The 23,123-nt window shown below is 70.5% G+C and carries 21 protein-coding genes and 1 pseudogene; 14 read left to right on the plus strand and 8 right to left on the minus strand.

Annotated features, from left to right (window positions below):
* Positions 1–206: 206 nt before the first annotated feature.
* The 7 genes and pseudogenes from F4X11_14170 to F4X11_14200 all read left to right on the plus strand — a co-directional run bounded on the left by F4X11_14170 (position 207) and on the right by F4X11_14200 (position 6,354).
* A complete protein-coding gene (locus tag F4X11_14170; protein ID MYN66154.1) occupies positions 207–956 on the plus strand; it encodes an ABC transporter ATP-binding protein in 750 nt (249 codons plus the stop codon).
* Positions 953–3,595, plus strand: a complete 2,643-nt coding sequence (locus F4X11_14175) for an FtsX-like permease family protein (GenBank protein ID MYN66155.1) — start codon at positions 953–955, stop codon at positions 3,593–3,595. Before F4X11_14170 ends, F4X11_14175 begins: the two co-directional genes overlap by 4 nt.
* An 88-nt stretch (positions 3,596–3,683) precedes the next feature.
* Positions 3,684–4,856 carry a carotenoid 1,2-hydratase gene (locus F4X11_14180; GenBank protein MYN66156.1) on the plus strand — a complete coding sequence of 391 codons (1,173 nt, stop codon included), beginning with the start codon at positions 3,684–3,686 and terminating at the stop codon, positions 4,854–4,856.
* 18 nt (positions 4,857–4,874) lie between these two features.
* Positions 4,875–5,072, plus strand: coding sequence for a type II toxin-antitoxin system HicA family toxin (locus tag F4X11_14185; GenBank protein ID MYN66157.1), 198 nt, complete (start codon positions 4,875–4,877; stop codon positions 5,070–5,072).
* Entirely contained in the window at positions 5,069–5,308 is a 240-nt protein-coding gene (locus F4X11_14190; GenBank protein MYN66158.1) for a hypothetical protein, read from the plus strand. Before F4X11_14185 ends, F4X11_14190 begins: the two co-directional genes overlap by 4 nt.
* Positions 5,309–5,326: 18 nt before the next feature.
* A pseudogene (locus F4X11_14195) lies at positions 5,327–6,010 on the plus strand (DEAD/DEAH box helicase).
* Positions 6,011–6,039: 29 nt separating this feature from the next.
* Positions 6,040–6,354, plus strand: coding sequence for a hypothetical protein (locus F4X11_14200; protein ID MYN66159.1), 315 nt, complete (start codon positions 6,040–6,042; stop codon positions 6,352–6,354).
* A gap of 81 nt (positions 6,355–6,435) precedes the next feature.
* On the opposite strand, the gene F4X11_14205 is transcribed toward F4X11_14200, so the two are convergent.
* The 3 genes from F4X11_14205 to F4X11_14215 all read right to left on the minus strand — a co-directional run bounded on the left by F4X11_14205 (position 6,436) and on the right by F4X11_14215 (position 9,421).
* Positions 6,436–6,870, minus strand: a complete 435-nt coding sequence (locus tag F4X11_14205; GenBank protein ID MYN66160.1) for a VOC family protein — start codon at positions 6,868–6,870, stop codon at positions 6,436–6,438.
* 150 nt (positions 6,871–7,020) lie between these two features.
* The gene (locus F4X11_14210) at positions 7,021–7,473 is read right to left on the minus strand and encodes a nucleotidyltransferase domain-containing protein (GenBank protein ID MYN66161.1); all 453 of its coding nucleotides are present in this window, start codon (positions 7,471–7,473) and stop codon (positions 7,021–7,023) included.
* A 43-nt stretch (positions 7,474–7,516) separates the two neighbouring features.
* Entirely contained in the window at positions 7,517–9,421 is a 1,905-nt protein-coding gene (locus tag F4X11_14215; protein MYN66162.1) for a propionyl-CoA synthetase, read from the minus strand.
* A gap of 80 nt (positions 9,422–9,501) precedes the next feature.
* On the opposite strand from F4X11_14215, the gene F4X11_14220 reads away from it, so the two are divergent.
* The 6 genes from F4X11_14220 (at position 9,502) to F4X11_14245 (ending at position 17,326) form a co-directional block, all read left to right on the plus strand.
* Positions 9,502–11,103, plus strand: coding sequence for a hypothetical protein (locus F4X11_14220; GenBank protein ID MYN66163.1), 1,602 nt, complete (start codon positions 9,502–9,504; stop codon positions 11,101–11,103).
* Between the two features lie 225 nt (positions 11,104–11,328).
* Positions 11,329–14,211: a TonB-dependent receptor gene (locus tag F4X11_14225; GenBank protein ID MYN66164.1), complete on the plus strand. Its 2,883-nt coding sequence runs from the start codon at positions 11,329–11,331 to the stop codon at positions 14,209–14,211.
* Positions 14,212–14,300: 89 nt separating this feature from the next.
* Positions 14,301–14,666: a copper resistance protein CopC gene (locus F4X11_14230; protein ID MYN66165.1), complete on the plus strand. Its 366-nt coding sequence runs from the start codon at positions 14,301–14,303 to the stop codon at positions 14,664–14,666.
* A gap of 22 nt (positions 14,667–14,688) precedes the next feature.
* Positions 14,689–15,606 (plus strand): hypothetical protein, encoded by a 918-nt coding sequence (locus F4X11_14235; protein MYN66166.1) that lies wholly within the window; start codon positions 14,689–14,691, stop codon positions 15,604–15,606.
* Between the two features lie 9 nt (positions 15,607–15,615).
* Positions 15,616–16,866, plus strand: a complete 1,251-nt coding sequence (locus F4X11_14240; GenBank protein ID MYN66167.1) for a DSD1 family PLP-dependent enzyme — start codon at positions 15,616–15,618, stop codon at positions 16,864–16,866.
* Between the two features lie 91 nt (positions 16,867–16,957).
* The gene (locus F4X11_14245; GenBank protein MYN66168.1) at positions 16,958–17,326 is read left to right on the plus strand and encodes a hypothetical protein; all 369 of its coding nucleotides are present in this window, start codon (positions 16,958–16,960) and stop codon (positions 17,324–17,326) included.
* A gap of 198 nt (positions 17,327–17,524) precedes the next feature.
* Here the strand turns inward: F4X11_14245 and F4X11_14250 are convergent, their stop codons facing one another.
* The 5 genes from F4X11_14250 to F4X11_14270 form a co-directional block, all read right to left on the minus strand.
* A complete protein-coding gene (locus tag F4X11_14250; protein ID MYN66169.1) occupies positions 17,525–18,688 on the minus strand; it encodes an AAA family ATPase in 1,164 nt (387 codons plus the stop codon).
* A gap of 95 nt (positions 18,689–18,783) precedes the next feature.
* Complete coding sequence (locus F4X11_14255) at positions 18,784–19,368, minus strand: biotin/lipoyl-binding protein (GenBank protein ID MYN66170.1); 585 nt, start codon at positions 19,366–19,368, stop codon at positions 18,784–18,786.
* The gene (locus tag F4X11_14260; protein ID MYN66171.1) at positions 19,361–20,899 is read right to left on the minus strand and encodes an acetyl/propionyl-CoA carboxylase subunit alpha; all 1,539 of its coding nucleotides are present in this window, start codon (positions 20,897–20,899) and stop codon (positions 19,361–19,363) included. The genes F4X11_14255 and F4X11_14260 overlap by 8 nt, the downstream gene beginning before the upstream one ends.
* Positions 20,900–20,905: 6 nt before the next feature.
* Positions 20,906–22,519, minus strand: coding sequence for a methylcrotonoyl-CoA carboxylase (locus F4X11_14265; protein ID MYN66172.1), 1,614 nt, complete (start codon positions 22,517–22,519; stop codon positions 20,906–20,908).
* Positions 22,519–22,719 (minus strand): hypothetical protein, encoded by a 201-nt coding sequence (locus F4X11_14270; protein MYN66173.1) that lies wholly within the window; start codon positions 22,717–22,719, stop codon positions 22,519–22,521. The genes F4X11_14265 and F4X11_14270 overlap by 1 nt, the downstream gene beginning before the upstream one ends.
* A gap of 111 nt (positions 22,720–22,830) precedes the next feature.
* On the opposite strand from F4X11_14270, the gene F4X11_14275 reads away from it, so the two are divergent.
* A partial coding sequence (locus F4X11_14275) for a hypothetical protein (GenBank protein MYN66174.1) occupies positions 22,831–23,123 on the plus strand: 293 nt, incomplete at its 3' end.

A 23,123-nucleotide genomic window follows, 5' to 3' on the forward strand; every position in this document is an offset into this window, starting at 1 on the left:
TAATCACACCCCGACCACCGAGAACTCCACCCGTAAGCTCGTCGGCAGCGTCAGCCGTGAATACGACCCAGCGCCCGACGGGAGGTATCGCCGCATCCAGGTCCGGGTGCGGGGCGGCGAGCACGAGGTGCGGGCGCGTCGGGGTTACGTGGCGCTGCCGCGCCGGTGACGCCCGGCGCTGCGGGTCTCGTGTATCGTGATTGGCAGTGGCCGTTCTCGAAGCGCGCGATCTGCGCAGGCGCTACCGTCGCGGAGACACCGAGGTCATCGCCCTCGACGGCGTCGGCCTGACCCTGGACGCCGGGGCCTTCGTGGCGGTGGTCGGCCCGTCCGGCTGCGGGAAGTCGACCCTGCTGCACCTGTGCGGTGCGATGGACCGCCCGACGGCGGGGGAGGTGCGGCTCGAAGGGCGTTCGCTGGCCGCGCTCGACGACGATGCGCTGACACGGCTGCGGCGCGAGCGGGTCGGCTTCGTGTTCCAGTTCTTCAACCTGCTGCCCACCCTGACGGTGGCCGAGAACATCGGGCTGCCGCTGCTGCTCGCCGGTCGCGAGCCGTCCGACTCGATCGCGCGGGCGGGCGAGTGGGCCGAGCGGGTCGGCATCTCCCACCGCCTCGACCACGCGCCGGCGCAGCTCTCCGGCGGGGAGGCCCAGCGGGCGGCGATTGCGCGGGCCGTCGTGCACGAGCCCGCCCTGCTCGTCGCGGACGAGCCGACCGGCAACCTGGACAGCGAGAACGGGCGACGCATTCTCGATCTGCTGCAGGACGTCAATCGCCGGTCCGGGGCGGCCCTGCTGCTCGCCACCCACGACGCGGCGGTGGCCGCGGCGGCGGATCGGACGGTCGCGATGCGCGACGGACGCATCGCGGGCGTCGAGTCGCGTCGTGACGGGCACGAGGATCCCTCGGTCCTGGAGCTGGCCGCGGCGGGCTCGACGGGTTCCGAGCCGTGACGGCAGGACGGCCGTCGACGCCCGACAAGACGTCTCCGGCGCCCGCCGGGCTGTTCCGCGCCTTCATCGCCAGGAGCCTCCTGCAGCAGCCGTTGCGGAGCGCGGCCACCGTCGCGAGCCTCGCTGTCGGCGTCGCGGTCGTCGTGGCCATCCAGCTCGCCAACGCCAGCTCCGTGCGCGGCTTTTCGACCGCCCTCGACGCGCTGGCCGGACGGACGTCGCTGGAGATCGCGGTGCCGGGCGTCGGCCTCGACGAGACCCGTTTGGCCGACCTGGGATGGCTGCGGGAGTACGGCCTCGTCAGTCCGGTGATCGACGCCGACGTGCTGCTGGAGATCGCTCCGGCCGGTGGGGACCCGGTCCTGGAGGCGGTGCGGCTGCTCGGCGTGGACATCCTCCGCGACCGTCCGTTCAGGGACTATCCGCTGGTCGACGGCGACACGCCGCGTGCGGTGACGACGCAGGGCTTCCTGGACCTGCTCACCGATCCGGAGTCGGTCATCCTGACCCGGCGGTTCACCCGCCGCCACGGGCTCGACGTCGGCGACAGGGTCGCTCTGGTCGTCGGCGAGCGGGCGTCGGCGCTGCGCGTGGCGGGGATTCTCGGCGACGAGGGTCCGGCCAGCGTCCTCGACGGCGGCTTCGCGCTGATGGACGTCGCGGCGGCGCAGTGGGCCGTCGGACGCCTCGGGAGGGTCGACCGGGTCGACGTGCGGCTGGCCGACGGCGTCGACGTCGCGCGGGCCGAGCAGGAGATTGCGTCCCGGCTGCCCGCCGGGATCGCGGTCCGGCGCCCGTCGTCGCGGGGCGCCGAGGTGGAACGTATGCTGCGCGCGTTTCAGTTCAACCTGACCGCGCTCAGCCTGATCGCGCTCCTCGTCGGCCTCTTCCTGGTCTACAACACCGTATCGGTATCCGTCATCACGCGCCGCCGCGAGATCGGTCTGCTGCGGACGCTCGGCGTCACCCGCCGCGCCGTGGTCGGGCTGTTCCTGGGGGAGGCGGGCGCGCTCGCGCTGCTCGGCTGCACGTTGGGTGCGCCGCTCGGCTGGCTGCTGGCGCACGGCGCGGTCCGGCTGACCTCCTCCACCGTCAGCCAGTTCTGGATCGTGTCGTCGGCCACGGTGCCGCCGCTCGAGCCGCGGATGGTGATGCTGGCGTTCGCGGTCGGCCTGCCCCTCGCGCTCGTCGCGGCGGCGGCGCCGGCCCTCGAGGCGGCGCGGCTGGACCCGCTGGCCGCGGTGCGCGGCGACGACGACCTGGACGCGCGGACGCGCCTGCGGCGCCGGTTCATCGCCGGCCCGCTGGCGCTGTTCGCGGCCGGCGCCTGGCTCGCGGCGCAGGGGCCGGTCGGCGGGTTGCCGGTCTTCGGGATGCTGGCGGCGCTGGCGGTCGTCCTGGGGGCCGGGATGGCGATGCCGGCGGTGCTGTTCGGATTCCGGCGGGCGTGCGGGACCGTCATGGCGCGCCGGCTGCGCGTGGAGGGGCGGCTGGCCCATGCCAATCTGGGCGCCGCGATTCCCAGGCTCTCCATCTCCGTCGCCGCGCTCGCCGTCAGTCTGGCCATGATGGCGGCGATCGCCATCATGGTGGGCAGCTTTCGCGAGACCGTCGTCTACTGGATCGGACAGACGCTGCAGGCCGACCTCTTCGTCTCGGCCGCGCGGCAGTCGCCCCAAGCCGACCGCGGGGGGATCTCGGCCGCGACCGAGGCGCTCATCGCCGGCCATCCGGCGGTGGAGGCGATCGACGGGTTCATGGGGATGGACGTGCCCTACGGGGGCTCGACGATCACCGTGGGGGCGGGGCGCTTCGCCACGCGCATCGAGCGCGGCGGGCTGCAGTTCAAGGCGCCGGCCGACGGCGCGGCGGCGATGGCGGGCGCGATCGGCCGCGACCGCGTCGTCGTCTCCGAGGCGTTCTCGCTGCGGTACGACGCGGACGTCGGCGACCGGATCCGCCTGCCGACCGCCTCCGGCCCGACGCCGTTCGAGGTCTCGGCGGTCTACTTCGACTACTCCAGCGACCGCGGGCTGGTGGTGATGGACGCCGGCACCTTCGAGCGCCACTTCGGGCCGGAGCGGCCGAGCGGGCTGACCGTCTACCTGGCGCCCGGCGCCCGCGCCGAATCGGTTCGCGACGAGCTGCGCGCCGCTCTGGGTCCGGAGCGGCGCATCTTCATCACGACCAACGGGGACCTGCGCGCCACCGTGCTGCGCATCTTCGATGCCACGTTCGCCATCACCTACGCGCTCGAGGTCATCGCCATCGGCGTCTCGCTGTTCGGAATGGCCGCCACGCTGCTGACCCTGGTGCTGGAGCGCCGGCGGGAGATCGCGATGCTGCGGCTGGTGGGAGCGGACAGCCGCCAGCTCCGGCGCCTGATCGTGATCGAGGCGGGCGTGTTGGGCGCGTTGACGCAGGGCGTGGGGCTCGTGGTCGGTCTGGCCCTGTCGCTGATACTCATCTACGTGATCAACGTGCAGAGCTTCGGCTGGACCATCCAGTTCCACCTGCCGGTCGGGTTCCTGGCCCAGGCGACCGTCGCCGTCGTGGCCGCGGCGGCGCTCGCCGGCCTCTATCCGGCCCGGCTCGCCGCGCGGTTCGAGCTGGGAGACGCCGCCGGCACACCGGAGTAGGGCATCTACGGATTCCGAGGTCGATATCGCGTCAGCGGCACGACGAGCCGAAGCGGGCCAGCGGCGCCGGCATGACAGGATTGGCAACATGGGGAGACATGGAGGAAGGCGGCCCGGTGGCGGGAGCTTCGCGTGGGCGGCGGCCGTGGCTGGCGCGCTGATCGCGTCGGGCGTGCATATGGGGGGCCAGGAGGGGAGCCGCGACGGTGATCGGAGCGCCTGGAAGGCCGCCGATCCGGGCTATTCGCTGGTCTTTCCGCGCGACCATGCGGCGCATCCGGACCACCGCATCGAGTGGTGGTACTACACCGGCAACCTGCGCACGCCGGACGGCCGCAGGTTCGGCTACCAGCTCACGTTCTTTCGCTTCGGCGTCGACCGGGAGCCGCTGAACCCCTCGCGCTGGGCGGTGCGCGACCTGTACATGGCGCACTTCGCCGTGACGGATGTCGAACGTGGCCGGCACCACGTCGCCGAGCGGCTGAACCGCGCCGGCATCGGCTGGGCCGGGGCGAGCACCGAGACGCTGAACGTATGGAACGACGGCTGGGCGGCCACCCTGGACGAACGCGATCGCAGGAGCCAGCGGCTCGTCGCGGCGAGCGACGACGGCGGCCTCGCCATCGAGCTGCGCCTGGCCCCGGCCGCGCCGCCGGTGCTGCACGGCGTGAACGGCTTCAGCCAGAAGGGGGCCGAAGTGGGCAACGCCTCCCACTACTACTCGCTGACGCGCCTGCGGACGACCGGCCGACTCGTGGTCGGCGGCGAGACGTTCGACGTGGAGGGACTGAGCTGGATGGACCACGAGTTCGGGACCAGCTTCCTGGAGCCGGCCCAGGCGGGCTGGGACTGGTTCTCGATCCAGCTCGACGACGGGACCGACCTGATGGTCTACGTCATGCGCAGGATCGACGGCGCGCGCGATCTACGGTCGAGCGGCACGCTGGTGGTACCGGAGGGCAGGGTCCATCTGCAGGTCGACGACTTCCGCCTGACACCGGGCCGCCGATGGACGTCCCCCGCCAGCGGCGCCGCCTATCCTGTGGCGTGGCGCATCGAGATCCCGCCGCACGGGCTCGACCTCGACGTGACGGCGGCAGTGGATGCCCAGGAGCTGCAGACCGGGCGGTCCACCGGCGTCACCTACTGGGAGGGCGCGATCGACGTGCGGGGCACGCGCCGCGGCGCTCCCGTCGCCGGGTCGGGCTACCTGGAGATGACCGGCTACGCCGGCGCGCCGATGAGCACGGTGCTGCGGTAGGCTGAACGAAGAGCCGCCATGCCTCCGAAGATTCGGGAGTTGGTTGCGGAACTGGAGCGCGCGGGTTTCGTGGACCGTGGAGGGAAGGGAGATCATCGGAACTTCGTACACCCGAATGTAGCCAGACCCGTTACGATAGCGGGGCGGCTTGGCGACGACGCCCGCCGATATCAGATTCTCGCTGTCCGTCGAGCCGTCGAGGAGTCGCAGCGATGAAGGAGAGCGCGCGGTACTTCAAGATCGTGGAATGGTCGGATGAGGACGGCTGCTACGTGGCGAGCTGCCCCGGTCTCTTCCTCGGGGGATGCCATGGGCCGGATGAACGCGCTGTCTTCGCGGAGTTGTGTGTGATTGTGGAAGAGACCATCGACCTGTATCGCGCTGACGGAAAACCGTTGCCTCCGGCCACTGCCGGACGTGATCTGGCGAGCAGGCTGCAGGACGTCGCGTGACCGCCAGCCGACAGCCCTCTCGTGCGCCTCTCCTGCGTAGAGGACGATGCGCCAGGCGAGCCACTGGAGGTGCTCTGGGACACCGAGGTCGACGCCCAGGTCGTTGACGGCGCGAACTGGCAGGCCATCGCCAGCCGCGGCTTCGACGAACCACACCTGTTCTCGGCCTATCTGAACACGCTGCGGTGGCACTGCGTGACCTCCACCAACCCGCGGCTCTTCCAGGCCCCCTACCGGGCCGGCATCGAGGTGAAGGCGTTCCCAACTGGAGCCGCTCCGCAAGGCGCTGCTCATGCCCCGGGTCAATCTGTTCATCGCCGACTCGGTCGGGCTCGGGAAGACCATCGAGGCGGGGCTGATCCTCCGGGAGATGCTCATGCGCCAGAAGGTCCGCCGTACCGTCATCTGCTGTCCGCCCTCCGTCGTGCGGCAGTGGAAGGACGAGATGGACCAGCGGTTCGGCTTGACGTTCGTGATCTACGACCGCGACTACGTGACCGCCAAGCGGCAGGAACGGGGCTACAGCGTCAACCCGTGGACGACCCACAGCCGCTTCATCGTCTCGCAGGCCCTCATCCGAAACGAGACCTACGCCGGTGCGTTGCGAGACTGGCTCGGGGAGTTTCAGGGGGGCTCCCTGTTCATCCTGGACGAGGCGCACATGCCGCCCCTGCCAGCGGCACGAAGTACGCCATCGGAAACAGCGGGACAACACCGTCGACGCCGTTCTCCTGCGGGAGTTCGCGGACACCTTCCAGCACGACCTGTGGCCGGGCAAGCGACTTCCCGAGACCTTCTACTACCCCCGGTCTCTGGCGACCGAGGGCAAGACGCGCGCTTGCCTCCACGCCAAGTGCATCGTCATCGACGACCGCCGGACCCTCATCACCTCGGCCAACTTCACGGAGGCCGCCCACAAGCGAAACATCGAGGCAGGCACGGTCATCACGGACGGCCACCTCGCTCGGGCTCTGAAGGCGCAGTTCGACACGCTCGTGGACCAAGCCGCGCTACAGCCCGTGCCGGGACTCCACGGGCAAAATTGAGATAGAGCGACCAGTCGGCCCCGTGAAGCGCCGACACCGGGTTCGCGCCGTCCGTCGAGCTGTCGAGCAGTCGCAGCAGGCTCAGCGCATGTGCTTCTTCGCGCGCTCGGCCAACTCTTCCGGGGGCAGGTCCTCCTGGCGCGTGGCGATCGTCCAGAGGTTGCCGGCCGGGTCCTTCACGCTGGCGTTGCGGTCGCCATAGAACATGTCCGTCGGCTCCTGGAGCGAGGTCGCCCCGGCCGCGAGCGCCTGCTCGTAGGTGGCGTCGGTGTTCGGCACGTAGAGATAGAGCATGCCCGGAAGCACGGGGATCTCGCCCTGCGCCCTGCCCATCATCACGCACGAATCGCCGATAGTGACCTCCGCGTGTCCGGTCGCTCCGTCCTGGCTGGGAATGCGTTCCTTCTCCGTGGCGTCGAACGCCGCCTTGAGGAAGTCGAGGAGCTGATCGACGTCGGTGACGACGAGGTACGGCGTAACGGTGTGGTAGCCCTCGGGAATTGGATTCACGGCCATCGCAGTGTCTTCCTTTGGTCGAGTGTTTCCGTGTGTGTCTGGTCCATGCGACAAGGTCGCGGCGCAGGGCGGGCGTCGAGATCCGCGGCCGCAACTCTTCCAGGTGGTCGAGGTGCTTGTTCAGCTCCGACAGGCGCTCGACCAGGAACGTCATCTGCCGAGTGCGTCGAGCGTCATCCGCCGGTACCGCTCGAGGAACGGTGCGAGCTCGGCGGCCCGGATCTGAACGTCGCGGCGGAAGTCGCGACTCCGGTCGCGGTCGCTGCAGAAGAGCTCGATGTCGGTACGCAGGATCCTGCGGGCCAGGAGCGGCGGCGCGTCGTTGAGCACGACCAGGTCGACCTCGTTCCTGCCGAGCGCATGGATGAGATCGCTCGTCAGCCGCAAGCGCAGGTCGAAACGTTGCGCGGCCGTGGGCAACAGGCGTCTATCGAGCAGCACGCCGACGTCCACGTCGCTCTCGCGGTGGGCTCGCTTCTCGCCGTGGCTCCCGAACAGCCACGCCGCTACGACCGCGGCGTAATGCGGGGCGGGAAAGTAGCGGCGCAGCCGCGCTTCGACCTGTCCCGGCTCGACGGCCACCGGTGCGCGGTGTGATCCCATGCGTACGATCCGTCGTTTCCGAGAAGCGGCCCGGTCCGCAGGCCTACCCGGCGTTCTTCGGGTAGCCGAGGCCCCGGAGCGCCTCGGTGATCTCGTCGAGAATCGCCGGGTCGTCTATCGTCGCCGGCGTCGTGTACGGCTGGCCGTCCGCGATCTTCTTGACGGTGCCGCGCAGGATCTTGCCCGACCGCGTCTTGGGAAGCCGCGGCACGAGCGCGGCGGTCTTGAACGCGGCGACCGGGCCGATCGACGCGCGGACACGCTCCACCAGCTCCGGTACTATTTCGTCCGCTCCCCGCGTGACGCCCGCCTTGGTGACCACGAAGCCGATCGGGATCTCGCCCTTGATGGCGTCGGCCACCCCGACCACCGCGCACTCGGCCACGTCGGGATGGAAGGCGAGCACCTCTTCCATCCCGCCGGTCGAGAGGCGGTGCCCGGCCACGTTGATGATGTCGTCGACGCGGCTCATGATGAAAAGGTAGCCGGCGTCGTCCTTGTAGCCGGCGTCGCCGGTCACGTAGAAGCCGGGGTAGCGCGACAGGTACGACTGCCGGTAGCCGTCGTCGTTGTTCCAGAGGGTCGGCAGGCAACCGGGCGGCAGCGGCAGCTTCACGACGAGTGCCCCGATCTGCCCGGCCGGCACCTCGTTGCCGTCCTCGTCGAGCACCTGCACGTCATAGCCGGGGACGGCCCGCGTGGGCGAGCCCGGCTTGACCGGCAGCGTGCCCAGGCCGACGCAGTTGGCGGCGATCGCCCACGAGGTCTCCGTCTGCCACCAGTGGTCGATGACCGGTACGCCGAGGCGGTCGCGCGCCCAGATCAGGGTGTCCGGATCGCACCGCTCGCCGGCCAGGAAGAGGGTCCGGAATCGCGACAGGTCGCGCTTGCGCAGGTACGCGCCCTCGGGGTCTTCCTTCTTGATGGCCCGGAAGGCGGTCGGCGCCGTGAACAGCACGTTGACGCCGTGCTGCTCGATCACGCGCCAGAAGGCGCCGGGATCGGGCGTGCCGACCGGCTTGCCCTCGTAGAGGACGGTGGTCGCGCCGCGCAGCAGCGGCGCGTAGACGATGTAGGAATGGCCCACGACCCAGCCGATGTCCGACGCGGCCCAGTAGACCTCGCCGGCGCCGACGCCGTAGACGTGCTCCATGCTCCAGTGCAGCGCGACGGCATGCCCGCCGTTGTCGCGCACCACCCCCTTGGGCACGCCGGTGGTGCCGGAGGTGTAGAGGATGTAGAGCGGATCGGTCGCGGCCACCGGCACGCAGTCGGCCGGCTCGGCGCCGTCGCATGCCGCGCGCCAGTCGAGGTCGCGGCCGTCGACGAGCGGGGCCTCGGCCTGCGGGCGCTGGAGGATGATCGTCCGCTCGGGCTTGTGAGTCGAGAGTTCGATGGCAGCGTCCAGCAGCGGCTTGTAAGGCACCACCCGGCCGACCTCGATGCCGCAGGAAGCCGACAGGATCAGCTTCGGCTGCGCGTCGTCGATGCGGGCGGCCAGCTCCTTCGGCGCGAAACCGCCGAAGACCACCGAGTGGACCGCGCCGATCCGGGCGCAGGCCAGCATGCCGATCACCGCCTCGGGCACCATCGGCATGTAGATGACCACCCGGTCGCCGGCGATCACGCCTTGCGCCGCGAGCGCGCCGGCTACGCGCGCCACCTCGTCGCGCAGCTCGGCGAACGTGAACCGGCGCACCGTGCCTGTCACCGGACTGTCGTAGATCAGTGCGGGCTGCTTGCCGCGGCCGCGATCGATGTGGCGGTCGAGGCAGTTGTAGCAGGTGTTGATCCGTCCTCCGGCGAACCAGCGGTGGAAGGGCGGATTCGCGTCGTCGCGCACCGTGTCCCAGCGGCGGTGCCAGTAGAGCGGCTCCGCGGCGGCGGCCCAGAATTCCCGCGGGTTCTCCCGCGCGCGACGGTAGGTCTCTTCGTATACGGAGGGCATGAAGCCGGATCCTATCGTATGGCCTATAGTGGCGGGGTCGGGGTCGTTCGATTCACCCGGTCGAAGGCGAGGAGGCAACGATGGGCGATTCGGCTTCGCGTCGGCTGGTCCCGTGGGTGTTGCTGCTGGGGGTCGCCACTCTGCCGGACACGGCCGGGGGACAGGATCTGCGGCTGATCTCGGCCGCGGCGAGTGGAGATGCCGCCGCGGTGCGGTCGCTCGTCGGCGAGGGCGTCGACGTGGATGCGCGCCGGGCGGACGGCGCCACCGCGCTCTTGTGGGCCGCGCATCGGGACGACCTGGAGATGGTCGACCTGCTGCTCCGGGCCGGGGCCGACGTCGACGCGGCCGACGACAACGGCGTCACGCCGCTCGAGCGGGCGGCGGAGAACGCCAGCCTCGTGATGCTCGAAAGGCTGCTGGCGGCCGGCGCCGGCACGCGCGCGGCGCGGACGAGCGGGTTGACCCCGCTGATGGCGGCGGCGCGGACCGGCGACCTGCCGGTGGTCGAGACCCTCCTGCGGCATGGGGCGAACGTCAACGCGGCCACGACCGAGACACGCAGCACGGCGCTGATGTGGGCGGTGGCGGGATCGCACCCCACCGTCGCGCGGGCGCTGCTCGCCGCCGGGGCCGACCCGCATGCCTCCACCGCGGACGGGTTCACGCCGCTGCTCTATGCGACGCACAACGGCGACGTGGCGCTGGCCGACATGCTCCTTGCCGCGGGCGTCGACGTGAACGAAACCGGTGTGGATGGAACGCACGCGCTGGTGTATGCCATCGTCGTCGGCCACGACGATTTCGCGCTGCATCTGTTGGACCGGGGCGCGGATCCCAACGGCTCGATGGGCGGGGTGCGGGCCCTGCACGCGGCGGCCGGCAGCGTCACCACTTGGCACGGCGACTGGCGGCGGAGCCATGGCGACAGCCGCCGGCGCAGCCCGTTCGGGCGCCGGGGCCTGCACGCAAGCCGTGCGCTGCCGCTGGTCGAGGCGCTGCTCGCACGCGGCGCGGACCCGAACGCGCGTATCGGCGCGTCGGCGATGCTGATGGACTACATCGGCTACCCGCGCAAGGGCGCGTTCGAGCCGTTCGCCTGCGGAACGGGCGATCTGCGCGGCGCCACCCCGCTGTGGGTCGCGGCCCACGAGGCGAACCGGCCCACCGTGCCGGAGGGCGCCGCCGCCGACTACGTCAGGGACAGCGCCGCGATCATCCGCGCGCTGCTCGACGCCGGCGCGGACCAGCACCTGACCACCGACGACGGGACGACGCCGTTCATGGCCGCGGCGGGCCTCGGGCGGTCGACGTACCGGCCGCGGCAGCCGCGCGGCGCGCGGTCGCCGAGCGCCGAGGCGGCGGTCCGGGTACTGCTGGAGGCCGGCGCGGAGATCGACCGGGTCAACGAAGCCGACTTCAATGCGCTGCACGGCGCCGCTTTCCGCGGCCTCGACGAGGTGGTGACGTATCTGGTGGAGCAGGGGGCGGACATCGACGCCCGCGACTTCAAGGGGCGCACTGCCTACCGGCTGGCCGAGGGATCCAAGCAGTCGTTCCAGTTCCAGAGTTGGCCGGAGACCGCGGCGCTGCTGCGGCGGCTGGGCGCCAATACGGACCTGGGCATTCCGGGCACGGTCCAGGAACGCCTGCGCGACGTGCCGCGCGCCGCTGATCAGTGACGACCCGCATTCCGGAAACGGGGTATCATGATCGGGTAGTCGTCGCGTAGAGCAAATGAGCATGCGCTCCGTTCGCGCGCTCCGTAGCGGTGCCATTGCCGCCGTCATCGTCTGGAAGCTCGCCGCCCTGGCGCTGCTGCCCGCGGCGTTGTGCTGCCAGGCGGTGATGGCCGCGGACGGAACCGCGGTGCCCGCCTGCTGTGAAGGGGGCGAGCACGGCGCGATGTGCCCCATGAAGCACGACGGGCGCACGGACGAGTCGGACGCCGCGCAGCAACAGCCGCGCATGCTCGGCTGCAACTCCCTGGACGATGCGCTCATCGGCATGGTCGGCCTCACCGGTTTCACCCCCGACAAGTTCGAACTTGCGTCCGACCCGTTGAGCGGTGTTCGGGTCGCGGAGACTCGCTACAGCGCCGGCTCGCTGGCCGTCGCCCCCTCACCTCCACCGCCGCGAGCCTGAGTCGGCTCTCGCCCGCTCCATTTCTTTCTGTTCGTGCAGCGGTTTGTCGCGCCTCCGTTGGCCGCGTTCGGGCTCCGGGCCCGTGCGATGCGCTGACGGCCGGCGTGCATGGAGGTATCGAGGTGCATACGGTGTGTTCCGGTACGCGCGGGGCGGCCCGTCTCTCGTGCGTGCCGCCGCTGGCGCTCCTGTTGACGGGCCTGGTGGCTTCCACGGCCCTGTACGCCCAGGATCGCGGGGCGGTGACGGGCTCGGTGACCGATGCGCAGGGACTGGCGTTGCCCGGCGCCACCATCGTTCTGCGGACGGACGGAGGTGCCTTCGCGGCGTCGACGGTCACGGATCGGACCGGCGGGTTCGTGTTCGACGGCGTCCCGGCCGGCGACTACCTCCTCGCGGCGAGCCTGCTCGGGTTCTCGATGCACGAGGAGCGGCTCACGGCCGGTCACGGGGTGGTGGACATCGCCATCACGCTCGAGGTCGGTTCGTTCTCCCAGGAGGTGAGCGTCACCGCGCTCATGCCGGAGCTGGCGACGGAGCTCGTCACGCCGGCGTCGGAGATCGAGCGGCGCGTCGCCCAGGACCTCGCGCGGTCGCTGCGCAGCCATGCGGGGGTCACCGCGGTGCGCCGCGGATCGATCAACCTCGATCCGTCGATCCGCGGGCTGTATGCCGAGCAGATCGGGGTCTTCGTCGACGGGACCCGCACGTTCGCGGCGGGTCCGGCGCGCATGGACTCGGCGCTCAGCCACATCAGTCCGCATGCGCTGCAATCGTTGCGCGTGGTGCGGGGACCGTACGCGCTGACCTGGGGCGCCGGTACGCTCAGTGCGATCCAGGCCGAGACGTTCAAGCCCGCGTTCGGCGCGGGCGACCTCCGGCTCGGCGGCCGCGCGGGCTACAACTACGGCAGCAACGGGGGCGCCAACGACGGGTTCGCCAACCTGTACGGCAGCTCGGACCGGGTGCGATTCGCGTTCCAGCACAACACCAGGCTCGGCGGCGACTACACCGACGGCAACGGCGACACGGTGCAGGGAGACTACGAGTCGTACGATACGCGCTGGGACCTCGGCGCCCGCGTCGGCAGCGAGACGCTCCTCGAATACAGCGGCGGCTTCCAGCGGCAGAACGACATCGACTACCCGGGTCGCCTGCTCGACGCGACTTTCTTCGAAACGCAGTCGCACGCGGTGGAGTTCTCGCACACCCCGACGGCGGACGTGCTCACGGAGATCGTGGGTCGGGCGTACGTGAACCGCAAAGACCACCTGATGAACAACGAGAACAAGCCGACCGCGCTGCGGAATCACCAGCGGACGCCGCCGTTCCCCATCCGCGTCGACCTGCCCACGTCGGCGGACACGGTGGGCGGCCGATTCCACGCCGCCCTCGAGACGGGACCGGTTCGCTACAAGCTGGGTTTCGACGCCTACCGACTGCACCAGAACGCCACGCAAACCATCACCGATCGGGAGACCGGAGACGTGCACCACGACCACCATCCGGTCTGGCCCGATGCGATGTCGACCAACGGCGGGGCCTATGCCCAGGTGCTCGTCGACCGCGGCCGGAGCACGGTGGGCGCCACGTTGCGGGTCGACCGCGAGCAGGTGCGCGTGGGGCAGGTGACCTCGTTCTTCGCCGACAACGCGGTGCCCGGCTACGAGCTGCACGAGGTGCACGGCCACTTCCACTGCGTCACCGCGCTGTGCATGACGCCGGCGGACCCGCATGGCGCTCACGGGCACGACGTCCACCCGCACGGCGGGCACGATGCGGGCCATGACGGCGGGCACGACGGGCACGGCGGCACGATGCTCGTGTCGGGCGATCGGTTCGCCCAGGCCAACACCAGCGTCAGCGCCGCCGCCAACGCGAGCCTGCGTCTGACCGACACCTGGTCGATTACGCTCGGCGCCGGCCGGGCGGTGCGCAATCCGTCGGTGCTGGAGCGCTTCGCCGATCGTTTCCCGGCCGTGAAGTTCCAGACGGCGGCGGAATTCGTGGGAAACCCGCACCTGGTGCCGGAGAAGAGCCTGGAGCTGAACGCGGGGACCACGTTCCGCGCCGCGCAGGCCACGGTCGCCCTGGACGTCTTCCTGCGCAACGTCGACGACTACATCACGGTCGCCGCCGACCCGAACCTGGCCAAGCGCCTGCCGCTCAGCCCGGACCAGCTCTTCCGCTACGTGCAGGCGGATGCGGCGCGGTTCGCCGGTTTCGATCTCACCGCGACCTCCGCCGCCGGCCCCTGGATCGACCTGCGGGGCGCCTGGTCGTACGTGCGGGCCGAGGATCTGCTGTTCGACGAGCCGCTGTTCGGCGTGCCGCCGTTCGAGCAGCAGTACGCACTCGACATTCACAATCCGGCCCGGACCCGCTGGCTGGAAGTGCTGGTCACGAACACGGGGGCGCAGGAGCGCGTCGCCGCGGCGCGGTTCGAGGTGCCCACCGAAGGCTGGACGACGATCGACGTGATGGCCGGCGTACGGATGAACGAGGGACTGACGCTGCGGGCCGGCGTGCAGAATCTGACCGACCAGTACTACGTCAACCACCTGAACTCGTTCAATCCGTTCACGCGCATCCGAATCGCCGAGCTCGGCCGGAGCGCGTTCATCGGCGCGGAAGTCGGTTTCTGAGGCGGGGGAGCGGTGTATCGCTCGTTACACGACGGTGCGGTTCGCGAGGGTGCGCCGGGAAGCGGTACGAGAGAAAGGGAGGGACAACGATGGAGCCCATGAAGACCTTGGGATGGTGTCTCGTGCTGGTCGTCGCGTCGGTCGCGTTCGTCACGGCGCACATGGTGGTGCAGAAGACGCTGCCGGAGGCCGGCGCCGTCCTGGCGGAGTCGCCGCACCACGTTCAGATCTGGTTCACGCAGGCGCCCGATCCGGCCATCAGCCGGCTGACTCTCGAGGGGGCGAGCGGCGCGGTCACGCTCGGCGACACCCAGGTGCGGGACGACAAGTCGCTGATGGCGATGCTGCCATCGAAGCTGGAAGCGGGGACCTACACCGTCAACTGGCGGACCGCCGGCGACGACGGGCACACGCAGCGGGGCGACTTCTCGTTCACGGTCCGCGCGGCCGACTAGCGGCAGAGCGTCGCACGCCGCCATGGACGGCGAGACCTTCGCACTTGTTCTGCTGGCCGGCGCGAAGTGGATCACCTACGCCGGGTTGATCGGACTGACGGGGGCCGTCGCGGTCGGTCGCCTGTCTTTCTCGGCGAGCCGGTTCGTTCAGTCCGGGGACGGTGTCGTCGAGCGGCGGCTCGGCGCGCTGGCCGCGGGCTCGGCGGCAATGCTTCTCGCCGGCACGGCGGCTCGGCTCTACGCGCAGACCTGGTCCGTCTTCGGACTCGACGAGCCGGTGACGCTGGAGCTCGTTCGGGTCGTCGGCATCGACAGCCGATGGGGCGGTCGCTGGCAACCGCAGGCCGGATTCGCAGTGCTGGCGGGCGTGTCGGCCGCCGCGTGGCGGTGGAGTCCCCGGCGAGGTTGGTGGATCGCCGCGGTGGCCGTGGCCGGCGCCTGGATCACCCTCCCGCTGACCGGGCACGCCATGAGCTTCGAATCCCGCCTGCCCTGGGTCGCGCAGGTCGCCCACGGGATCGGGGCGGGTGCGTGGATCGGCGCGCTGGCCGCCCTGGTGGCGATCGTGTCCGGACTGGCGCGTCGACCGGCGGGTCAGGCCCCCACGGTCGTCCTCGCGGGCCGGTTCTCGCCGCTGGCGGTGGCCGCGGTCGGGTTGATCGCCGTGTCGGGGATCGTCACGGCAGTCTTCTATGTCACTGCGTTCGCCGATCTCCGGACGACCGGCTACGGCCGCGTCCTGTTGCTCAAGGTGGTCCTCTTCCTGGCTACGGGCGCGATCGGCGCGTACAACTGGCGGATACTGCTCCCGCGCCTCGGGACCGGGACCGGCGCGCGGGCGTTGCTGCGCTCCGCCCGCCTGGAGTTGACGCTGGCCGCGGCAGTGCTGCTCGCAACCGCAGTCCTGGTACATCTGGCGATACCGAGCGAAATGGAGTAAAACAGCCCCATGACCATGCCCTTCTCACGTCGCCACTTCCTGCAGACGGCCGGCGCCGGCGCCGCCGTCTGGGTGCCCTCCGCGGTCCACGGCTACACGGGGGCTGAAATGGCCCGCCGCGCGGAGCAGTCCGGGGGCGAGCTGACCCCGCTCGGTCTGTCGATGTGGGATCTCGACACGCCGGCGCTCGTGGTGGATCTCGACGCGCTCGAGGCCAACATCGCTACCATGCAGCGCACCGTGACGAGCAACGGCATCGCGAGCCGGCCGCACGCGAAGACCCACAAGTGCCCGGCGATCGCCCGCCTGCAGCTCGAAACCGGGTCGGTCGGGATCTGCGTCGCCAAGGTGAGCGAGGCGCAGGTGCTCTTCGACCACGGCATCGACAAGCTGCTGCTCACGACGAGCAACGTCACGCCGCTGAAGATCCGCCGTGCGATGAGCCTGCGGAAATGGTGCGACGGCTTCGTCCAGACCACCGACACCGCCGCTAACGCACGGGATCTCTCCGCGGCGGCCGAGGCGGCCGGGGTCGTGGCCGACATCGTCGTCGACGTGGACCCGGGCGGTCACCGGACCGGGATCACTCCGGGCGCGCCGGCCCTGGAGCTGGCCCAACTCGTCGACCGGCTGCCCGGGCTGCGGCTGCGCGGCATGCTCTGCTACGACGGCGGATCCCAGCACGTCAAGGGCTTCGAGGCGCGTCAGTCGCAGACGCTGGAGCGGCTGGCGGCGGCGGCCGAGACCCGCGAGCGGTTCCAACGCTCCGGCCTGAACACCGAGATCTTCAGCGGCGGCGGGACCGGCACCTACAACATCGACCACCAGACGCCCGGCCTGACCGACGTGCAGGTCGGCAGCTACGTCTTCATGGACGCACAGTACATCGACATCGGCGGGGCCGACGATCCCGATGTCTACAGCGACTTCCAGCCGGCCCTGACCATTCTGACCACGGTGCTCAACGCGCAGTACGAGGGGCGGGCGACGACCGACGCCGGCGCCAAGGCGTGCACCATCAACCGCCCGTGGGCGCGGATCAAGGGCGAGACCGGCATGAGCTACACGTCCGGGTCGGACGAGTTCGGCTCGATCCGCTACGAGAGCGACGCCAGCCGGACCTATGCGGTCGGCGACAAGCTGGAGCTGATCGTCTCGCACTGCGATCCGGTGGTGAACCTGTACGATCAGATGTACGCCGTCCGCAACGGTACCGTCGAGGCCGTGTGGGCCATCGCCGCGCGGGGCCGCTCGACCTGAGAGATCCGCGGCGGGAGCCCGCGAGGATTTCACCGCGGGTTCCCGGTCGTCGACGGGGCGTTGGCAGCAAGTCCGCTATAATGGGGCCGCCATGTGGACCAAGATGATGAACCGGCCTCGCAAGAAGCCGCCGAAGAAGATCGCCGTCATCGACCCCGAGCGCTGCTTCGGCGCGTTCGCCTGCTCCATCTGCCAGGCCGCCTGCCCGGTGGAGGACTGCATCATCGAGGAGCCGGACGTCTACGGGCGGATGGTCTGCGCCGTGCGCGTCGACAAGTGCATCGGCTGCGGCCTGTGCGTCACCGTGGGCAACCCGACGGCGCCCCAGCCCCGCGACTTCGGCTGCCCGCCGGACTACGACGCCATCGACATGGAGGCCTTCGAGGACGTCGTCCCGCCGGAGCCGCAGCCGGAAGCGAAGGCGGCCGAGGACGCGGCCGGGAGCGCGGCGGCTTCCTGACGCGTCCCTCGTTGCGTCAGGCCCAGATTCCTTCATCGACCAGTCTTCGGAGTGCAGCGATTGTTCTGCGGAGGCTGGGAGAGTTCTTGGATCCTCGTTCCGCCACGATCGCTTCTTGCGGCTGCAATCCAACCCAGCGGATCAAACGCTGTGCGACGGGGACATCCGTACGTCCCTCCACCGCGAAGTAGACAGTCGTCACCGCTGGGCGATCCGACTGGGGAGTTCCTGCACTGCGTCCGGTTCCGTGCGCGGGGAGAGGATCTCTGCGAGGTTCAACTCGCTGTCGAGCAAGGGCTGGACATCGGGCAGCGAGGTGGCGGTTTGCGCTTCAGTGCCTTCCTCGCCGGGGTTCAGAATCACGACCTCGTCCGTATCGAGGTCTTCGTCGGCAAGCACTTCGTTGGAATGGGTCGTGAGCAGCACTTGAGGGCCCCCCGCTCGGCGAACGCGGTTGAGGATTGCGGGTAGCTGCCGCACGACCGAAGAGTGCAAAGACAACTCAGGTTCCTCGAGCAGCACGGGCCCGCCACCCTTGCCTCCGCTCAGCAACGACCACAGGAGGCCGATGAGGCGCAGGGTGCCGTCCGAGAAGTCCCGTTCGTTCTGCACAGCCGGTTGCGGTCTCCAGTGCTCGTACCGGGCCTCCAAATGCCAGCGGCCGATATCGTCCTGCACCAGGTTCAACTCGTCCAGTTGGGGGACGGCGATTCTCAGGGCCTGGTTGATCTGGTGCAGACGCCGGACGCGGGTCTTCTTGGGCGTTTCGGCCATCCTGAACAGGAAATCGGCTCCATAAGGGTCTTCGATGCGATCCGCGCCTCGCTCAGGATCGCGAATGAGATGCGGCACGAGATGGAGGTACCGTATCGACCTCAGGAACTCGACGATTGGACGGAAGTCGCGGTTGGCATTCACCTGCTCGAGATGCGTCTGGGTCATTCGTTCCGCATCGACCCTGTCATCCGCGCTTGGTCTTGCGAGCAGTTCCCGACCCTCGCTCGTGACGATCTCCTTCTTGAGGATCGGCCGGTGAAGCCCCCGCGGCTCTGCCGTGAACGTGACTTCGTACGACCATCGTGTTGGGTTGGATTCATCGCCGATCGTGATCCGCAGCGTGACGCGACCGTGATTGAAATTCCGTGCCGCCAGGCACCGGATGCGCGCCATCCCGCCCCGGCGCGCTACGGCGTCCTGGAAGCCCCCGCCCGGTGATGCGACATGCTTGAGAAAACGTAGTGCATCAAGAAGATTCGATTTTCCGGATGCGTTGGGTCCGATTACGAACATCCGATCCTGAAGATCGAAGTCTGCCTGCTTGAAGTTCCGCCAGTTCCTTACGGTGACGTGGGTGAGGCGCATCAAGCCAATTTTACCAGCGGGCACACCCGTCGTTCCCTGAAGAATCCCTCCGTGATGGCGTCGGTACCGGGCTCGACGGGGGCGCACCAGCAGATTCAGTCGTGTGTCCTCGCTGCCTTCCCCGCAGCCGACTCCAGGGTAACGAGCGGCCGACCCGGCTGCACCAGGTCGCCGACTTGGCACGCGACGGTCGCGACCCGGCCCGGGACGGGGGCGCGGATCGCCAGCTCCATCTTCATCGCCTCGAGCCGCAGCAGGGTATCGCCTGCCTCCACGACCGCGCCCGGCTTCACGAGGATGGCGCTCACGGTGGCCGGCATCGGTGCGGCGAGTGCGTCGAGAGCCGCGGCCGCGGCGCTCTGTGCCTCGTTCGGACCGTCGTCCGCTGGCGAGCCCGCACCGGCCCCGGCGGCGCTCACCACGGTGAACGTCTCGCCGTCGGCCATGGCATGGAAGCCGTCGCCGTGCGGTGCGAGCCGCACCACCGTCGACCGGCCCTCGATGGAAACGACGCAAGTATCGTCCGAGCGGGAGAGGACCGTGGCGGTGAGCGTCCGTGCCGCGGCGCCGGTACCGATCTCGATTTCCAGCACCGCGTCGTCGGCTCCGCTTCGGCTGCGAACGTGAAGGCTGGCCGCGCCGGACGTCACCAGCCACCGCTCCAGCCCAGGCTCAGTCATCGGCTCCCAGCCTCCACCCGGCCAGACGGCTCCAGACCCCGGCGTCCCGCGCGTCGCGAGGAGGATGGCGGTCCGCGCCGGAGCCGCCGCCGGCGGCTGTACGGTGGTCTCGTTTCGACTGCACGGCGCTCGCGGCGGCGACGGCGGCCAGGGTGAGCTCGTCCGGCGCGGTCCCGATCAGGGCCTTCTCGTGCTCGGCGAGGAAGCCCGTGTGCACTTCGGCCGCCACGAACGCGTCGTGGGCGAGAACGCGCCGCAGGAGGCCGATGTTGGTCTGCAGGCCGAGCACTGCGAACTCTCCGAGCGCCGCGTGAGCGCGGCGCCGCGCCTGCTCACGCGTACGCCCGGCGGCGGCGAGCTTCGCGAGCAGCGGGTCGTAGTGGACCGGGACGTCGCTGCCTGCGCCCACGCCGGAATCGACGCGTATGCCCGGGCCCGACGGTTCGTGATACCCGGCTATCGTGCCGGCCTGCGGCAGGTAGCCGGCGGCCGGGTCCTCGGCGTAGACGCGGCACTCGACGGCGTGGCCGCGGGGTGCGACCTCCGCCGCGCTCCACGGGAGCGGCCGTCCCGCGGCGACGACGAGCTGCGCCTCGACGAGGTCCACGCCGGTGACGAGCTCCGTGATGGGATGCTCGACCTGCAGGCGCGTGTTCATCTCCAGGAAGTAGCACCCGGCGTCGTCGCCGGCGCCGTCGATCAGGAACTCGACGGTGCCGGCATTCTCGTAGCCGGCGTGGCGCGCCACGTCCACCGCCGCGGCGGCGAGGCGGGCGCGCAGGCCGGGAGACAGGCCCGGAGCCGGGGACTCCTCGATCACCTTCTGGTGCCGCCGCTGCGTGGAGCAGTCCCGCTCGCCGAGCTGCAGGACGCTCCCGTGCCGATCCGCCACCACCTGCACCTCGACGTGCCGCGGCCGCTCGATCCGCCGCTCGACGTACAGCGTGCCGTCGCCCGCCGTGGCCTGCGCCTCGCGCCGGGCCCGCGCGATGTCTTCCTCGAGGGAGTCACCGCTGGTCGCGGTCACCATCCCCTTGCCGCCGCCGCCGGCCGAGGGCTTCAGGATCAACGGAAACCCGGTCCGCCGCGCCGCCGCGGCGATGCCGGCCTCCGACTGATCCGTGGGCTCGCCGCCCGGCACCACCTGAACGCCCGCGTCCCGGGCCGCGCGCCGCGCGTTTATCTTCGAGCCGAAGCGGGCGATCACGTCCGCGGGCGGCCCGATGAACGTGAGCCCCGCGTCGTCGCAAGCCGCCGCCAGCGCCGGGTCCTCCGAGAGGAAGCCGTAGCCCGGATGCACCGCGTCGGCGCCGCTGGCGCGGGCGGCGTCGACGATGCGCCCGACCGACAGGTAGCTCTCGGCCGCCGGCGCCGGGCCGATGCGCACCGCCGCGTCGCACGCGGCGACGTGGCGCGCGTTGCGGTCGGCGTCCGAGAAGACCGCCGCGGCGGGAATGCCGAGTGCGCGGCAGGTGCGCGCGATGCGGACTGCGATCTCGCCGCGGTTGGCGATCAGGACCCGCGTGAACATGGAACGCTACATCCGGAATACGCCGTACGACGGCGACTCGATTGGCGCGCGGCATGCCACCGCCAGTCCGAGGGCCAGCGCGTCGCGCGTCTCGGCCGGGGCCAGGATGCCGTCGTCCCACAGGCGCGCGGTGGCGTAGTACGGCGATCCCTCCCGCTCGTACTTCTCCCGGATCGGCGAGCGGATCGCCTCGACCTCCGCGTCGGTGAGGCTGCTTCCCGCACGGGCCGCCTGGTCGGCCTTGACGGTTGCGAGCACCCCGGCCGCCTGCTCGCCCCCCATCACGGAGATCCGGGCGTTCGGCCAGGTCCAGAGGAAGCGCGGGTCGTAGGCGCGCCCGCACATGCCGTAGTTGCCGGCGCCGAACGACCCACCGATGATCACCGTCGCCTTGGGGACGACGCTGTTCGCCACGGCGTTGACCATCTTGGCGCCGTCCTTGGCGATGCCGCGCCGCTCGTACTCGCGGCCCACCATGAAGCCGGTGATGTTCTGCAGGAACACCAGCGGCACGCCCCGCCGGTTGCAGAGCTGAATGAAGTGGGACGCCTTGAGAGCCGATTCCGAGAAAAGCACTCCGTTGTTGGCGATCAGGCCGACGAGCAACCCGTGCAACCGGGCGAAACCCGTGACCAGGGTGGGACCGTAGCGCGCCTTGAACTCGTCGAAGCGCGAGCCGTCGACCAGGCGCGCGATGACCTCGAGAACGTCGTAGGGCTTGCGCGGATCCGGCGGCACCACCCCCAGCAGCTCGTCCGGGTCGCAGGCCGGGTCCTCCGGGGCCGTGCGGTCCGGGGCGCCGGACGCGGCGGGGGCGGCGGGCAGCGTCGACACGACGGTGCGGGCCAGACGCAGGGCGTGCTCCTCGTCCTCGGCCAGGTAGTCCGCGACCCCGGACACCCGCGTGTGCGTGTCGGCGCCGCCGAGCTCTTCGGCGGTCACCTCCTCGCCCGTGGCGGCCTTCACCAGCGGTGGGCCGCCGAGGAAGATCGTGCCCGCCCCGCGGACGATGATCGTCTCGTCGGACATGGCCGGGACGTAGGCGCCGCCCGCCGTGCACGACCCCATCACCACGGCGATTTGCGGAATGCCGGCCGCCGACATCCGCGCCTGGTTGTAGAAGATGCGCCCGAAGTGCTCCCGGTCCGGGAAGACCTCGGCCTGCAGCGGAAGATAGGCGCCCCCCGAGTCGACGAGGTAGAGGCAGGGCAGGCGGTTGTCGGCGGCGATCTGCTGCGCGCGCAGATGCTTCTTGACCGTGACGGGAAAGTAGGTCCCGCCCTTCACGGTGGCGTCGTTGGCCACGATCAGCGCCTCGCGCCCGGACACGCGCCCGATTCCCGTCACGAGTCCGGCGGCGGGCGCCGCGCCGTCGTACATCCCGTACGCGGCCAGCGGCGCCAGCTCCAGGAAGGGCGATCCCGCGTCGAGCAGCCGGTCGATGCGCTCCCGCGCCGTCAGCATGCCCCGGCCGTGCAGCCGCTGGCGCGCTGCCGGGCCGCCGCCTTCGCGAGCGGCGGCCCGGCGCTCGGCGAGCTCGCGGACCAGCGCCGTCATGGCGGCGCGGTTGGCGCGGAACTCGTGGGAATCCGTTCGTACCCGGGATCGGAGCCGATCCATCACCAGCCGCAGCAGTCGGTCTTGTAGCGGCAGGCGGGACAGCGCCAGACGGCGTGCATGCGGAACATCTCGGCGCCGCACCGCTCGCAGACGACCGCGTCGGCGCGCGCGTGCCCCGGCCCTGCGACCGAGGTCTCCCGCGGGACGGCAGGCGGCTGGACGGGAGCGATCGGCCGGGTGGAGTTCGGGGGAGCGGGCATGAAGCAATTATAGAGTGACTGCTATGATGCCCCGATGCGCGCTTCGATGCGCGTCATCGACGTGGAGGTGCCGAAATCGAGAATCCGGGGTGGAAGAAGCGGGCGCGATGCATGGTCATCGCGATGGCGATGGCGGCGGTCTGCGCCGCGGATCCGGCGCCGGCGCGCGCCGACACCGTGTTCACGCCCTTCATCGGGCAGTCGTTCGCCACGAGGGACGATGCCGTGAAGGTGACGACGATCGGCGCCTCGATGGCGTCCACGATGGGCGGCGGTTTCGGATTCGAGCTCGACTTCGGCCGGACCTCCGAGGCGCAGGGAAGCGCGGCCTTCGCCGACAACAGCCGCGTGACGATGCTGATGGGCAATGCCGTGCTCGGATTCCCGTTCGGCCGGTTTCGCCC

It is taken from the genome of Acidobacteriota bacterium (genome assembly GCA_009861545.1).
Classification (GTDB): Bacteria; Acidobacteriota; Vicinamibacteria; order Vicinamibacterales; family UBA8438; genus WTFV01.

What these genes read in the sequence shown, in the direction of transcription:
- F4X11_14180 (MYN66156.1), top strand. Translation starts at nt 3,684, where the DNA reads ATGGGGAGACATGGAGGAAGGCGGCCCGGTGGCGGGAGCTTCGCGTGG.
- F4X11_14185 (MYN66157.1), top strand. Translation starts at nt 4,875, where the DNA reads ATGCCTCCGAAGATTCGGGAGTTGGTTGCGGAACTGGAGCGCGCGGGT.
- F4X11_14190 (MYN66158.1), top strand. Translation starts at nt 5,069, where the DNA reads ATGAAGGAGAGCGCGCGGTACTTCAAGATCGTGGAATGGTCGGATGAG.
- F4X11_14205 (MYN66160.1), bottom strand. Translation starts at nt 6,870, where the DNA reads ATGGCCGTGAATCCAATTCCCGAGGGCTACCACACCGTTACGCCGTAC.
- F4X11_14210 (MYN66161.1), bottom strand. Translation starts at nt 7,473, where the DNA reads ATGGGATCACACCGCGCACCGGTGGCCGTCGAGCCGGGACAGGTCGAA.
- F4X11_14215 (MYN66162.1), bottom strand. Translation starts at nt 9,421, where the DNA reads ATGCCCTCCGTATACGAAGAGACCTACCGTCGCGCGCGGGAGAACCCG.
- F4X11_14220 (MYN66163.1), top strand. Translation starts at nt 9,502, where the DNA reads ATGGGCGATTCGGCTTCGCGTCGGCTGGTCCCGTGGGTGTTGCTGCTG.
- F4X11_14230 (MYN66165.1), top strand. Translation starts at nt 14,301, where the DNA reads ATGGAGCCCATGAAGACCTTGGGATGGTGTCTCGTGCTGGTCGTCGCG.
- F4X11_14235 (MYN66166.1), top strand. Translation starts at nt 14,689, where the DNA reads ATGGACGGCGAGACCTTCGCACTTGTTCTGCTGGCCGGCGCGAAGTGG.
- F4X11_14240 (MYN66167.1), top strand. Translation starts at nt 15,616, where the DNA reads ATGACCATGCCCTTCTCACGTCGCCACTTCCTGCAGACGGCCGGCGCC.
- F4X11_14245 (MYN66168.1), top strand. Translation starts at nt 16,958, where the DNA reads ATGTGGACCAAGATGATGAACCGGCCTCGCAAGAAGCCGCCGAAGAAG.
- F4X11_14250 (MYN66169.1), bottom strand. Translation starts at nt 18,688, where the DNA reads ATGCGCCTCACCCACGTCACCGTAAGGAACTGGCGGAACTTCAAGCAG.
- F4X11_14255 (MYN66170.1), bottom strand. Translation starts at nt 19,368, where the DNA reads ATGACTGAGCCTGGGCTGGAGCGGTGGCTGGTGACGTCCGGCGCGGCC.
- F4X11_14260 (MYN66171.1), bottom strand. Translation starts at nt 20,899, where the DNA reads ATGTTCACGCGGGTCCTGATCGCCAACCGCGGCGAGATCGCAGTCCGC.
- F4X11_14265 (MYN66172.1), bottom strand. Translation starts at nt 22,519, where the DNA reads ATGGATCGGCTCCGATCCCGGGTACGAACGGATTCCCACGAGTTCCGC.
- F4X11_14270 (MYN66173.1), bottom strand. Translation starts at nt 22,719, where the DNA reads ATGCCCGCTCCCCCGAACTCCACCCGGCCGATCGCTCCCGTCCAGCCG.